Annotated in this window: 11 protein-coding genes; 8 read left to right on the forward strand and 3 right to left on the reverse strand. The window is 62.4% G+C overall.

The window, feature by feature from the left end; genetic code table 11:
• Positions 1-14 precede the first annotated feature (14 nt).
• The 3 genes from ftsA (at position 15) to lpxC (ending at position 3530) form a co-directional block, all read left to right on the forward strand.
• Complete coding sequence (ftsA, locus tag CK486_RS11825; RefSeq protein ID WP_095940500.1) at positions 15-1259, forward strand: cell division protein FtsA; 1245 nt, start codon at positions 15-17, stop codon at positions 1257-1259.
• Between the two features lie 48 nt (positions 1260-1307).
• Positions 1308-2507 carry a cell division protein FtsZ gene (ftsZ, locus tag CK486_RS11830; protein ID WP_095940501.1) on the forward strand — a complete coding sequence of 400 codons (1200 nt, stop codon included), beginning with the start codon at positions 1308-1310 and terminating at the stop codon, positions 2505-2507.
• A gap of 111 nt (positions 2508-2618) precedes the next feature.
• On the forward strand, positions 2619-3530 hold the full coding sequence (lpxC, locus tag CK486_RS11835) for a UDP-3-O-acyl-N-acetylglucosamine deacetylase (protein ID WP_095940502.1): 912 nt from the start codon (positions 2619-2621) through the stop codon (positions 3528-3530).
• A 73-nt stretch (positions 3531-3603) separates the two neighbouring features.
• On the opposite strand, the gene CK486_RS11840 is transcribed toward lpxC, so the two are convergent.
• Entirely contained in the window at positions 3604-4056 is a 453-nt protein-coding gene (locus CK486_RS11840; RefSeq protein ID WP_095940503.1) for a DUF721 domain-containing protein, read from the reverse strand.
• A 186-nt stretch (positions 4057-4242) separates the two neighbouring features.
• Here CK486_RS11840 and secA point away from each other — a divergent pair, with 186 nt between their 5' ends.
• The 5 genes from secA to CK486_RS11865 all read left to right on the forward strand — a co-directional run bounded on the left by secA (position 4243) and on the right by CK486_RS11865 (position 10574).
• Entirely contained in the window at positions 4243-6981 is a 2739-nt protein-coding gene (gene secA, locus CK486_RS11845; RefSeq protein WP_095940504.1) for a preprotein translocase subunit SecA, read from the forward strand.
• Positions 6982-7095: 114 nt separating this feature from the next.
• Entirely contained in the window at positions 7096-8313 is a 1218-nt protein-coding gene (gene argJ, locus CK486_RS11850) for a bifunctional glutamate N-acetyltransferase/amino-acid acetyltransferase ArgJ (protein WP_095940505.1), read from the forward strand.
• Positions 8314-8402: 89 nt separating this feature from the next.
• The gene (locus CK486_RS11855) at positions 8403-9035 is read left to right on the forward strand and encodes a glutathione S-transferase family protein (RefSeq protein WP_095940506.1); all 633 of its coding nucleotides are present in this window, start codon (positions 8403-8405) and stop codon (positions 9033-9035) included.
• Entirely contained in the window at positions 9032-9970 is a 939-nt protein-coding gene (locus tag CK486_RS11860) for a Nudix family hydrolase (protein ID WP_095940507.1), read from the forward strand. Before CK486_RS11855 ends, CK486_RS11860 begins: the two co-directional genes overlap by 4 nt.
• A 22-nt stretch (positions 9971-9992) precedes the next feature.
• Entirely contained in the window at positions 9993-10574 is a 582-nt protein-coding gene (locus CK486_RS11865) for a hypothetical protein (RefSeq protein ID WP_095940508.1), read from the forward strand.
• 8 nt (positions 10575-10582) lie between these two features.
• Here CK486_RS11865 and CK486_RS11870 read toward each other — a convergent pair whose 3' ends face one another.
• Positions 10583-11167 carry a cob(I)yrinic acid a,c-diamide adenosyltransferase gene (locus CK486_RS11870; protein WP_095940509.1) on the reverse strand — a complete coding sequence of 195 codons (585 nt, stop codon included), beginning with the start codon at positions 11165-11167 and terminating at the stop codon, positions 10583-10585.
• Complete coding sequence (locus CK486_RS11875) at positions 11168-13183, reverse strand: ATP-binding protein (RefSeq protein WP_095940510.1); 2016 nt, start codon at positions 13181-13183, stop codon at positions 11168-11170. It lies immediately after the preceding gene.
• Between the last annotated feature and the right edge of the window lie 24 nt (positions 13184-13207).

Below are 13207 nucleotides of genomic sequence, written 5' to 3' on the forward strand. Positions count from 1 at the left end.
GAGAAGGCAAGGACATGGCAACCATGCAGAGCGGCAAGATGATCGTCGGTCTGGACATCGGCACCTCCAAGGTGGTGGCGCTGGTGGGCGAAGTGACTGCCGATGGCGCACTGGAAATCGTCGGGATCGGTACCAATCCCTCGCGCGGTCTGAAAAAAGGCGTGGTGGTGAATATCGAGTCCACCGTGCAGTCGATTCAGCGCGCCATCGACGAAGCGCAGCAGATGGCCGGCTGCCGGATTCATTCGGCCTTCGTGGGTGTGGCCGGCAACCATATCCGCAGCCTGAACAGCCACGGCATCGTCGCCATCCGCGACCGCGAAGTCAGTCCGGCGGATATCGAGCGCGTGCTGGATGCGGCACAGGCTGTGGCCATTCCGGCCGACCAGCGGGTGCTGCACACCCTGCCGCAGGATTACGTGATCGATAACCAGGAAGGCGTACGTGAGCCGCTGGGTATGTCGGGTGTGCGTCTGGAAGCCAAGGTGCACGTGGTCACCTGCGCCACCAACGCCTCGCAGAATATCGAGAAGTGCGTGCGCCGCTGTGCGCTGGAAGTCGACGACATCATTCTGGAACAGCTGGCCTCGGCCTATGCCGTGCTGACCGATGACGAGAAGGAACTGGGTGTGTGCCTGGTCGATATCGGCGGCGGCACCACCGACATCGCCATCTTTGCAGAAGGTGCGATACGTCACACTGCGGTAATTCCGATCGCTGGTGACCAGGTTACCAATGATATCGCCATGGCATTACGTACGCCGACCCAGTATGCCGAAGAGATCAAGATTCGGTATGCTTGTGCACTAGCCAAACTGGCCGGTGCTGGGGAAACCATCAAGGTTCCCAGTGTTGGGGACCGGCCACCGCGGGAACTGTCCCGTCAAGCTCTGGCTGAGGTTGTCGAGCCGCGTTACGACGAGCTCTTCACCCTCATTCAGGCCGAGCTGCGGCGCAGTGGCTATGAGGACATGATTCCGGCCGGGATCGTCCTCACCGGTGGCACCGCCAAGATGGAAGGTGCCGTCGAATTGGCCGAAGAGATCTTTCACATGCCGGTGCGCTTGGGCGCTCCTCATAACGTCAAGGGAATGGCTGACGTGGTGCGTAATCCGATTTATTCCACTGCCGTGGGTTTGCTGATGTACGGGCTGCAAAAACAGTCCGACGGCTATGCCATGGCGGGCGGTTTGTTCAATGACGAACCCAAGACACCTGTATTGGAAAAGCTTAAACGCTGGATCCAGGGCAATTTCTAAACCGCGGTAGCTGTTGGCGATATAACTAAAAAAGGAAGGAGAGGGGAAATGTTCGAGCTCGTAGACAATATCCCGCAAAGTGCAGTGATCAAGGTTGTTGGCGTGGGCGGCGGTGGCGGTAATGCCGTGAACCACATGCTGCGCAGCAACATCGAAGGCGTCGAATTCATCTGCGCCAACACCGATGCTCAGGCACTGAAAAATGTTTCCGTGCGCACCGTGCTGCAACTCGGCCCGGGCGTAACCAAGGGGCTGGGCGCCGGCACCAATCCGGAAATCGGCCGCCAGGCTGCCCTGGAAGACCGCGAGCGCATTCAGGAAGTCCTGAATGGCGCCGACATGGTCTTCATCACCACCGGCATGGGTGGCGGTACCGGTACCGGTGCGGCGCCGATCATTGCTCAGGTGGCCAAGGAAATGGGCATTCTGACCGTCGCCGTGGTGACCCGTCCGTTCCCGTTCGAAGGTCGCAAGCGCATGCAGGTCGCGGACGAAGGCATCCGCGCTCTGGCCGAGTGCGTCGACTCGCTGATCACCATCCCCAACGAGAAGCTGCTGACCATTCTCGGCAAGGACGCCAGCCTGCTGTCCGCCTTCGCCAAGGCTGACGACGTGCTGGCCGGTGCTGTACGTGGCATCTCCGACATCATGCAGCGTCCGGGCCTGATGAACGTCGACTTTGCCGACGTTAAGACCGTGATGGGCGAAATGGGCATGGCCATGATGGGCACCGGCTGCGCCAGCGGTCCGAACCGTGCGCGTGAAGCTACCGAAGCGGCCATCCGCAACCCGCTGCTGGAAGACATCAACCTGCAGGGCGCCCGCGGCATTCTGGTCAACATTACCGCTGGTCTGGATCTGTCCCTGGGCGAGTACGCCGCTGTGGGCGAGATCATCGAAGCCTTCGCTTCCGAGCACGCCACCGTGAAGGTCGGCGCCGTGATCGATCCGGAACTGCGTGACGAACTGCACGTGACCGTGGTCGCTACCGGCCTGGGGCAGCGCAGTGACAAGCCGGTCAAGGTCGTGGACAACACCGTCGCCGCGCCGGTGGCCGTGGCTTCGGCTCCTGTGGCCGCTGCTCCGTCCCGTCAGCAGGCTGAGGCCAGCGTCAACTACAAGGACTACGAGCGTCCCACCGTACAGCGTCAGAGCTATGCGGCTGCCGCGACCGCCGCCAAGCTGAATACCCAGGATGATCTCGATTACCTGGATATCCCGGCTTTCCTGCGTCGTCAGGCTGATTGATTTTTGCTATGGGGATTGCAGTTGTGATTGGTGTGCAGCGATGGTCGGCTCTGTTATCATGCTCGACCATTGTTGAAAATTGTTCGCAACTGACGTAAAGCGACTGAGTCCATGATCAAACAACGCACCTTGAAGAACATTATCCGCGCCACCGGCGTTGGCCTGCATTCGGGAGAGAAGGTTTACCTGACCCTGAAGCCAGCTCCGGTGGACACCGGTATCGTGTTCCGACGCACCGACCTCGACCCGATGGTGGAAATTCCGGCACGGGCGGAAAATGTCGGTGAAACCACCATGTCGACCACGCTGGTCAATGGTGACGTCAAGGTGGATACCGTTGAGCACCTGCTCTCGGCCATGGCCGGTCTGGGCATCGACAACGCCTATGTCGAACTGTCCGCATCGGAAGTGCCGATCATGGACGGTAGCGCCGGTCCCTTCGTGTTTCTGTTGCAATCGGCCGGCCTGCAGGAGCAGGAAGCGCCGAAGAAGTTCATCCGTATCCTGCGTGAGGTGACGGTTGAAGATGGCGACAAGCGCGCCACCTTCGTACCTTTCGACGGCTTCAAGGTGAGCTTCGAGATCGACTTCGACCATCCGGTATTCCACGGTCGTACCCAGACCGCCTGCGTTGACTTCTCCAGCACCTCCTTCGTCAAGGAAGTCAGTCGTGCGCGGACCTTCGGGTTCATGAGCGATATCGAGTATCTGCGTTCGCAGAACCTCGCGCTCGGCGGCAGCGTGGATAACGCCATTGTGGTCGATGAGGATCGCGTGCTTAACGAAGACGGTCTTCGTTACGAAGACGAGTTCGTCAAACACAAGATTCTCGATGCGATCGGTGATCTGTACCTCTTGGGTAACAGCCTGATTGGAGAATTCCGCGGCTTCAAGTCCGGTCACGCCCTGAACAATCGCCTGCTGCGCCAGCTGATGGCCGAGGCAGACGCCTGGGATGTGGTGATCTTCGAAGACGCCGGTTCTGCGCCGATCTCCTACATGCGCCCGGCTGCGGCGGTGTAAGCAATACCTCCTTCCTTATGCTTTCTTTCAAGGCCACCTTCGGGTGGCCTTTTTTATGCGCGTGATTCTGAGGTCAGGGCCGGTCGGCGTGTCGGGCCAGGCGCTCCAGCGCCTCGCGCAGACGGGGGTCGTTGATGCCGTCGGCAGCGGTGCGCAGGCTGTCGGCGGCGGCGGTAGAGAGCTCGACGTGACGGGCGCCGGCGGAGCTGCTGCCGGTAACTGGTTGCACCTTGAACAGAATGCGCTGGAGGCCATTGAAGGCAGGCTGTTCCTGCAACAGACGCAACAGGCGGCGCTGTTGGTAATGCAGGCGGGTGGCCCAGTGGCCGTTGCTGACGATCAGCAGGAGAGTGCCGTCGCGCCAGGAAGCGACCTTGCAGTGCTCGCGTGCCGCTGGCTCCAGAGCGGCGTCGAGCAGCGTTTGCAGGTGATCCAGACGCCGTGCGGCGCCCAGCAATGCCTGCAGTGGCTGGCTCTGGCGCAAGATGGAATCGGCGGTCTTCGCCGGTGGCGGGCGACGGCTCATGCGGGTGGGCTCCTGTGCGGTAAGTCATGGTAACAAAAGCCCCCGTCGTTCGTTGGCCTGCAAGCTGTCCATAGGCCTTTTCTCGTCAACGTTTCCGAGTAGAATGCCCCCTTTGCTCTAAGCCTCAAGGCAAGACGGGCGACGTCGAAGCGCCCCTCCACTCATACGCTCGGGAAGACACGGTTAATGTTTGCGCCTCTGTTGAGAAAACTGTTCGGAAGCAAGAATGAGCGCGAAGTAAAGCGCATGCAGAAGGCCGTACTGGCGATCAATGCGCTTGAGGAGCGCATGATTGCTCTGAGCGATGAGCAACTGACCGCCAAGACCGCAGAGTTCAAAGAGCGTCTGGCCAAGGGCGAGACCCTCGATCAGTTGCTGCCTGAAGCCTTTGCCGTGGCCCGCGAGGCCGGTAAGCGTGTGATGGGCATGCGTCACTTCGATGTGCAGCTGATTGGCGGCATGACCCTGCATGACGGCAAGATCGCCGAGATGCGCACCGGTGAGGGCAAGACCCTGGTGGGTACCCTGGCGGTGTACCTCAATGCGCTCTCCGGCAAGGGTGTGCATGTGGTCACGGTCAACGATTACCTGGCCCGCCGTGACGCCAACTGGATGCGTCCGCTGTACGAATTCCTCGGCCTTACGGTTGGTGTGGTCAGCCCGTTCCAGCCGCCGCAGGAAAAGCGCGCCGCCTATGCCGCCGACATCACTTACGGCACCAACAATGAATTCGGTTTCGACTATCTGCGCGACAACATGGCCTTCAGCCTGGAAGACAAGTTCCAGCGCGAGCTGAACTTTGCCGTGGTCGACGAAGTGGACTCCATCCTCATCGACGAAGCCCGTACTCCGCTGATCATTTCCGGCCAGGCCGAGGACAGCTCGCGTCTGTATCAGGAAATCAACCGCCTGATCCCGCGCCTGAGTCGCCACGTCGAGGAAGTCGAAGGTCAGGTGACCCAGGAAGGCCACTACACCATCGACGAGAAGACCCGTCAGGTGGAGCTCAACGAGGCCGGTCACCAGTTCGTCGAAGAACTGCTGGTGCAGGCCGGTCTTCTGGCCGAAGGCGAGAGCCTGTATTCCGCGCATAATCTGAGCCTGCTCAGCCACGTCTATTCGGGTCTGCGCGCGCACAAACTGTTCCACCGCAACGTCGAATACATCGTGCAGCAGGATCAGGTGCTGCTGATCGACGAGCACACCGGTCGTACCATGCCGGGTCGCCGCCTGTCCGAGGGTCTGCACCAGGCCATCGAAGCCAAGGAAAACCTGCCGATCCAGGCTGAAAGCCAGACCCTGGCTTCGACCACCTTCCAGAACTATTTCCGCCTGTACAAGAAGCTGTCCGGCATGACCGGTACCGCCGATACCGAGGCTTTCGAATTCCGCCAGATCTACGGTCTGGACGTGGTGGTGATTCCGACTCACCGTACCGTGGCGCGTAAGGACTTCAACGATCTGGTCTATCTGACCCAGGACGAGAAGTACCAGGCGATCATCGAAGACATCAAACAGTGTCAGGCCATCGGCCGTCCGGTGCTGGTGGGTACTGCCACCATTGAAAGCTCCGAGTATGTCGACAAGCTGCTGCAGCAGGCCGGCATCGAGCACAAGGTGCTCAACGCCAAGTACCACGAAAAGGAAGCCGAGATCATTGCCCAGGCCGGTCGTCCGGGCGCGGTGACCATCGCCACCAACATGGCCGGTCGCGGTACCGACATCCTGCTGGGCGGTAACTGGGAGGCCGAAGTGGCAGCCCTGGAGAACCCGACCGACGAGCAGATCGCCGCGATCAAGGCCGAGTGGCAGAAGCGCCATCAGCAGGTCATCGAAGCCGGCGGCCTGCACGTGATTGCTTCCGAGCGTCACGAGTCGCGCCGTATCGACAACCAGCTGCGTGGTCGTGCCGGCCGCCAGGGTGACCCGGGTTCCAGCCGTTTCTACCTGTCGCTGGAAGACAACCTGATGCGCATCTTCGCCTCTGACCGGGTGAAGAACTTCATGAAGGCGCTGGGCATGCAGCAGGGCGAGGCGATCGAGCACCGCATGGTGACCAACGCCATCGAGAAGGCGCAGCGCAAGGTCGAAGGCCGCAACTTCGATATCCGCAAGCAGCTGCTGGAATACGATGACGTGGCCAACGAGCAGCGCAAGGTGATCTACCACATGCGCAACAGCCTGCTGGCCGCCGAGAGCGTGGGCGAGACCATCGCCGAATTCCGCGACGAAGTGCTGACCGCCACCATCGACGCTCACCTGCCGCCGCAGTCGCTGCCCGAGCAGTGGGACATCAAGGGGCTCGAGCACAGCCTGGCCAGTGACTTCGCCATCAAACTGCCGGTACAGCAGTGGCTGGATGACGATCACCAGTTGTACGAAGAAACCCTGCGCGAGCGCATCCGCGAGCAGGTGCAGGCCGCTTATCAGGAGAAGGAAGAGCAGGCCGGTGCTGACGCGCTGCGCAGCTTCGAGAAGCAGATTCTCCTGCGCGTGCTCGACGACCTGTGGAAGGAGCACCTGGCGACCATGGATCACCTGCGTCAGGGCATCCACCTGCGCGGCTATGCGCAGAAGAACCCGAAGCAGGAGTACAAACGCGAGTCTTTCACCCTGTTCCAGGAACTGATGGATTCCATCAAGCGCGATGCCATCCGTGTGCTCAGCCATGTGCAGGTACGCCGCGAAGACCCGGCCGAGGAAGAGGCGCGTCTGCGCCACGAAGCCGAAGAACTGGCCAAGCGCATGCAGTTCCAGCACGCCGATGCCTCTTCGGTACTGGCGGGTGACGAGGCGCAAGAGCTGCCGGAAGGCGAGGTGGTCAACCTGCCGCAACGCAACAGCGAACCGAAGATCGGCCGCAACGAGCCGTGCCCCTGTGGTTCCGGCAAAAAGTACAAGCATTGCCACGGGCAGATCAGCTAACCCTGATCTAGCCTGAACGCGCCGCGACCAGCCTGGCTGCTCGCGGCGTTTTTACCTCACCTTCCCGCATCAGACGGCTTGCAAAGGCCGCACACTTCGACAAGGAGCGCACACATGGCTGTTGGTCTTGGCCCTTTGCCTACTCTGCACCCGGTTCCCGGTTTTGAACTCGGCATTGCTTCCGCCGGCATCAAGCGCCCAGGGCGCAAGGATGTAGTGGTGATGCGCTGTGCCGCAGGCTCGCGCGTGGCGGGCGTGACCACCACCAATGCATTCTGTGCGGCCCCAGTGCTGGTTACCCGTGAGCGACTGCAGGGCGAAGTGCGCTACTTCCTCACCAACACCGGCAATGCCAATGCCGGTACCGGCCCGGACGGTCTGGCCAATGCCCGTCGCACCTGTGCGGCGCTGGCCAGTCTGACCGGTGTGAGCGAAACCGCGGTACTGCCGTTTTCCACCGGCGTGATCGGCGAACCGCTGCCGGTAGAGAAGATCGAAGGTGCGCTGCAGGCGGCACTGGATGATCTGGCCGAAGGCAACTGGGCGCAGGCGGCCGAAGGCATCATGACTACCGACACCCTGCCCAAGGGCGCCAGCCGCCAGTTCCAGCACGATGGTGTCACCGTTACCGTCACCGGTATCAGCAAAGGCGCCGGCATGATCCGCCCGAACATGGCGACCATGCTGGGCTATATCGCCACCGATGCGAAGGTTTCCCGCGAGGTGCTGCAGGCTCTGGTGAGCGACGCAGCGAACAAGTCGTTCAACCGTATCACCATTGATGGCGACACCTCGACCAACGACTGCTGCATGCTGATTGCCACTGGTCAGGCTGCCCTGCCGGAAATCACCAGTACCTCCGGCGAGCTGTTTACCAAGCTCAAGCAGGCGGTGTTCGAGGTGTTCATGGAAGTGGCCCAGGCCATCGTCCGTGACGGCGAAGGCGCCACCAAGTTTGTCACTGTTGAGGTCAACGGCGGTGGCAACCATCAGGAATGCCTGGATGTCGGCTACGCCGTGGCCCACTCGCCGCTGATCAAGACCGCGCTGTTCGCTTCCGATCCCAACTGGGGACGTATCCTTGCAGCCGTCGGCTATGCCGGCGTGCCGCAGCTGGATGTGAGCAAGATCGACGTGTTCCTCGGCGAGGTCTGTATCGCCAGCCAGGGCGGTCGTGCCGCCAGCTATACCGAGGAGCAGGGCGCCGCGGTGATGGCCCGTGAGGAAATTACCATCCGCATCGAGCTGGGCCGTGGTGACTGCAGCGAGACCATCTGGACCACCGACCTGTCCCACGAGTACGTGCGCATCAATGCTGAGTACCGCAGCTAAGCGTTTGCCGGCGGTCGGCTGAGTTGACACAGGGGGCGCTTCGGCGTCCCCTGTGCATTCCCCCTTATGGTGTGCTGAGGAGTGCGGCAATGACTCTGCAACTGGTGATCGGCGACAAAAACCTGTCCTCCTGGTCGCTGCGGGCCTGGCTGGCACTGGAGCTGACCGGCGAGCCTTACGAGGAGCTGCCGGTTCGCCTGTACCAGACCGATACCCGCGAGCAGATCCTGCGTTATTCGCCCACCGGCAAGGTGCCGCTGCTCAATACCGAGGAAGGGCCGGTCTGGGACTCTCTGGCGATCGCCGAATACCTGGCGGAAACCTACCCGGAAGCGCATCTGTGGCCACGCGGCGAATACGCGCGGGCAGTCGCACGCAGTGTCTGTGCCGAAATGCACAGCGGCTTTGCAGCCCTGCGCAGTCATCTGCCGATGAACCTGCAGCGTGATCAGGCGCCGGATGATCTGCCCGAGGCTGCCTTGGCGGATATCCAGCGCATCTGTGCCCTGTGGCAGGATTGCCGGGCACGCTTCGGCACCGATGGCCCCTTTCTGTTTGGCCATGCCAGCATTGCCGATGCCTTCTATGCGCCTGTGGCCAGTCGCCTGCGCTGCTATCGCATCGATCTGCCGGCGGTTGCCGAAACTTATGTTCAAACCATCTATCAATGGCCGCCGTTCCAGCGCTGGTTGCAGGCGGCCCGCGAGGAAGTTCAGGCGTGAAACGAGTGCATGTAGCGGCCGCGGTGATCCGCGGCCAGGATGGCCGCATTCTGCTGGCCAAACGTCCGGATCATCTGCATCAGGGCGGCCTGTGGGAGTTTCCCGGCGGCAAGGTGGAAAGTGGTGAGACCGTGCGCGCCGCGCTGGCCCGTGAATTGAAAGAAGAGCTGGGGATTGAGCTGCAGAGTGCACGGCCGTTGATCAAGGTACGCCACGACTACCCGGACAAGCAGGTGCTGCTGGATGTCTGGGAGGTGTCCTCGTTCAGCGGCGAGCCCCATGGTGCGGAAGGCCAGCCTCTGTCCTGGGCGGCGCCCCGCGAGCTGGGCAATTACCAGTTTCCGGCGGCCAATCTGCCGATCGTGGCCGCGGCGCGCCTGCCGGAGCATTACCTGATTACCCCGGAGGCTCTGGAGCCGGCCGAGCTGCTGCAGGGCGTGCGCGAGGCGCTGGCCCGGGGCACGCGCCTGATCCAGCTGCGCGCGCCGAACATGTTCGATGCGCAGTACCGTGACCTGGCCGTGGACATTCAGGGTCTGTGTGCCGGCAAGGCGCAGTTGATGCTCAAGGGGCCGCTGGAGTGGCTGGGGGATTTCCCGGCGGCTGGCTGGCATATCACCGCTGAGCAGCTGCGCAAGTATGCCGATAAGGGGCGCCCGTTTCCGCGTGAACGCTGGCTGGCGGCGTCCTGCCACAGTGCCGAGGAGCTGGCCCTGGCCGAGCAGATGGGGGTGGATTTCGTCACCCTGTCGCCGCTGCAGGCGACCCAGACCCACCCCGAGGCCGAGCCGCTGGGTTGGGAGCAGGCCGCGCAGTGGCTGGAAACCTGCAACCGCCCGGTCTATCTGCTTGGTGGCGTCGGCCCCGAACATCTGGACCGCGCCTGGCAGATCGGCGCCCAGGGCGTGGCGGGAATCCGGGCGTTCTGGCCGTAAGGATTGAGGCAGGGAGTCAGGGATGAGCGAAAAGCAGATGGCGCTGCTGGATATGAGGCGCGATGGGGCTGAGCGAGTAAGTGCATGGCTATTGTTTGCAGCCATCCTCATTGCTCTGCCTGAGTATCAGGCAGGGAATTGGCTGGTCGATGTGCTGAAGTCGTTCAGTCACTGGCTGGCTGGAGGTCTGCCGCAGATCGAGCTGATCGCGCAGGGGCGAGCAAACCCTGAGCGATCCATGATTGCCTTGTCCCTGCTGCTGGTGGCGTTACCCCTGCTAACGCTGTTCTATCTGATCCGGCTGGATGGGCATGAGCTTGCTCGACGCTACCTGCAGCAGCGCCCTGTCAGGCACCTGATCCTGCTGGTAGCGGCGGTTGCATTCTTCGGTAGCGCGTTTGCGCTTGCGATGGGACATTCGTTGCAGATTGACTGGCATGCAGCGCCGACAGGTTTTTTTGAGAGCAAGATAAGAGCGTTGGTCGAGACCGATTTCGGACTCTCTATCGCTGTGGCGCTGCTGGTAGCTGTTCAGGCCTATGCCACCGCAGCCGCCCTGAAAACGCTGGGTCTGGCTGTGTGGCGGCTCTTTACGCGGGTTTGAGTCCGCACTCAGCTCTGCGGTTCCTTCTCTGCCTGCTGCCACAGCGCCTCGCTGACTTGCGTGCGCTTCGCAATCAGCCGGCCGGCGACGAACAGCAGGTCGGACATGCGGTTGACGTAGGCCATGCCGACTTCGCGCACTGGCTCGACGGCATTCAGGTGCTGGCAGCGCCGTTCGGCGGTGCGGGCATGGCAGCGGCAGACATGGGCCTGGGCCAGCAGGCGTGAGCCGCCGGGCAGGATGAAGTTCTCCAGCGAGCCGACTTCCTCGTTCCAGCGGTCGATGACCTGTTCCAGTCGCGTCACTTCAGCGGTGTCCAGCGCCTGGTATTCGGGCATGGCCAGTTCGCCGCCGAGGTCGAACAGGCGGTGCTGACAGGGGCTGAGCACCTCGATGATCTCTGTTAGTGCCGGGCATTTCGGCTCTTCCAGTGCCAGTTCGGCCAGCAGCAGGCCCAGCTGGCTGTTGAGCGTGTCCAGTTCGCCCATGGCTTCGACGCGCGGGTGATCCTTGCTCACGCGGCGGCCGTCGGCCAGGCCGGTCTCGCCTTTGTCGCCGGTGCGGGTGTAAATCTTCGACAGTCGGTAACCCATTCAGGACTCCAGATTTTGCGGGGCTTCGAGGGGCAGGCGCAGGGTGAAGGTAGTGCCCTTGCGCGGGCGTGACTGCACTTCCAGCTGCCCCTTGTGGTTGTTGGTGATGATGAAGTACGACAGCGACAGGCCTAGGCCCGTGCCTTCGCCGACTTCCTTGGTGGTATAGAACGGCTCGAAGATGCGTTTGCGCACCGTCTCGCTCATGCCCACACCATTGTCGGTGATCTGGATTTCCAGCCACGGCGCCTTGAGTCGGGTGCGCAGGGTAATGCGTCCGGGGTCGTTCTGCTCGCTGCGCTGGCGGATGGCCTGGGCGGCATTCTTGAGCAGATTGAGCAGCACCTGTTCGATCTCGTTGCCCACCACCGGGATAGGCGGCAGCTCATTGTCGAAGTCGCGGATGATCAGCAGGTTGCGGAAGTCGAGGTTGCCACTGAGGTCGAAGTCGTTGCCGGCGATTTCCAGGGTCTGCTCGATCAGGCTGTTGATGTCGCAGGGCAGCAGCTGACGGTTGCTGCGTCGGCTGAAGTTGAGCATGTGGCTGACGATCTTAGCCGCGCGGCTGCCGGCCTGATGGATGCCGTCCAGCAGGGCGGGGATTTCCCGCGCGTCGAGGTACTGGTTGATGGTTTCCAGCGACAGGTGCAGCGCCTCGGCCTGTTCGCGGTTGCGCGGCAGTTCGGTCGACAGGCGCCGGCGGATGTTCTGCACGTTGTGCAGGATGGCGCCCAGCGGGTTGTTGATTTCATGGGCCATGCCGGCGGCCAGTCCACCGACCGAGAGCATCTTTTCCGACTGCACCAGCAGCTCTTCCATCGCCAGGCGGCGGTTGATGTCGTCGATACGGATCACCACGCCGCGACCGGCGCTGCCGGTGAGGGGGTAGAAGGTCAGGTCGTAATGCTGCTGCTCGCCGTTCTGCTGCCAGCTGACCCGCTCGACCTTTTCCACCCGATGCCGTTCGATGCAGCGGCGCAGCTGGTTCTGGTAAGGCTTGAGGGTGGGGAAGGCCAGCAGCAGCGGCTGGTTCAGCGCCTGATCCATGCGCGTGCCGGAGAGGCGGCTGGCCTCCTGGTTCCACTGGGTGACGAACAGTTGCTCGTCGAGGGCGATCAGTGCCGAGGGCATCGAGTCGATGATGCTGTTGAGGTAGTTCTGGAAGCCGGTGAGTTTTTTCTCGATCTTGCTGCGGACCTGCACTTCCAGCTCCAGCTTGCGGTTGGAACGGCGGGTTTCCTCGGCCAGCTCGCGGGCCTGTTCGGAGGCCAGCTGCGCCTCGTCCCGGGCGCGCTTGAGCTGCTGTTCGCGGGCCTCGATGCGTTCGAGCATGGTGTTGAAGGCTTCGGCCAGACTGCCGATTTCGTCCTGATTGCCCGGCTCGGCGCGCAGGGCGTAGTTCTCCTCCAGGGTCACCCGGCGCGACAGTTCTTCCAGGCGCCGCAGGGGGCGGGTAATCAGGCGGCGCGACTGGCGCGAGATGGCAAACCAGAGCAGGGCGCTGACCAGCAGAATAAGCAGGCTGGCGGTCAGGGTGCCGGTAAAGAACGCATTGGGCAGCTCGCCGGAGGCGATCAGCAGCAGGTGGCCGGGCGCTTTGCCGTGCTGGGGCAGGCTGATCAGCTCGCTGGTGCGGTATTCGTTGTCCAGCCAGGGTTTGAGTTGGCTCATCTGCAGCGGGATATCGAGATTCTCGCCAAGCTGCAGCTGGGCCAGTGATACGCCATTGCTGTCGTACAGGGCCGCCGCCCGCAGTGGCTCGAAACCGCGCAGGCGCTCCAGCAGAGCCTGGGCGGTGACCGGCGAGGCGAGGGCTTCGCTGGTCATGGCCGGGCTGGCCACCAGCTGGCCGATACTGCGCATGGTCTGGGGCGCGACGTTTTCCTGGAAGATCCAGTAGGCGGCGCTGATGAAGGTCAGGTTGGCCATCAGCAGCAGGGTGCCGAGCAGAACCAGCAAGGCGGTGAGCAGCTTGCGGCCGACCGGCAGGTTGTCGAGGCGCTGGCGCAGGTTCATGGCGAATCGCCGCAGTCGGGGAAG

It is taken from the genome of Pseudomonas sp. HAR-UPW-AIA-41 (assembly GCF_002304225.1).
GTDB lineage: Bacteria > Pseudomonadota > Gammaproteobacteria > Pseudomonadales > Pseudomonadaceae > Aquipseudomonas.

Excerpts from the sequence above, each read along its gene's own strand:
- ftsA (WP_095940500.1), top strand. The coding sequence starts at position 15 with ATGGCAACCATGCAGAGCGGCAAGATGATCGTCGGTCTGGACATCGGC.
- ftsZ (WP_095940501.1), top strand. The coding sequence starts at position 1,308 with ATGTTCGAGCTCGTAGACAATATCCCGCAAAGTGCAGTGATCAAGGTT.
- lpxC (WP_095940502.1), top strand. The coding sequence starts at position 2,619 with ATGATCAAACAACGCACCTTGAAGAACATTATCCGCGCCACCGGCGTT.
- CK486_RS11840 (WP_095940503.1), bottom strand. The coding sequence starts at position 4,056 with ATGAGCCGTCGCCCGCCACCGGCGAAGACCGCCGATTCCATCTTGCGC.
- secA (WP_095940504.1), top strand. The coding sequence starts at position 4,243 with ATGTTTGCGCCTCTGTTGAGAAAACTGTTCGGAAGCAAGAATGAGCGC.
- argJ (WP_095940505.1), top strand. The coding sequence starts at position 7,096 with ATGGCTGTTGGTCTTGGCCCTTTGCCTACTCTGCACCCGGTTCCCGGT.
- CK486_RS11855 (WP_095940506.1), top strand. The coding sequence starts at position 8,403 with ATGACTCTGCAACTGGTGATCGGCGACAAAAACCTGTCCTCCTGGTCG.
- CK486_RS11865 (WP_095940508.1), top strand. The coding sequence starts at position 9,993 with ATGAGCGAAAAGCAGATGGCGCTGCTGGATATGAGGCGCGATGGGGCT.
- CK486_RS11870 (WP_095940509.1), bottom strand. The coding sequence starts at position 11,167 with ATGGGTTACCGACTGTCGAAGATTTACACCCGCACCGGCGACAAAGGC.
- CK486_RS11875 (WP_095940510.1), bottom strand. The coding sequence starts at position 13,183 with ATGAACCTGCGCCAGCGCCTCGACAACCTGCCGGTCGGCCGCAAGCTG.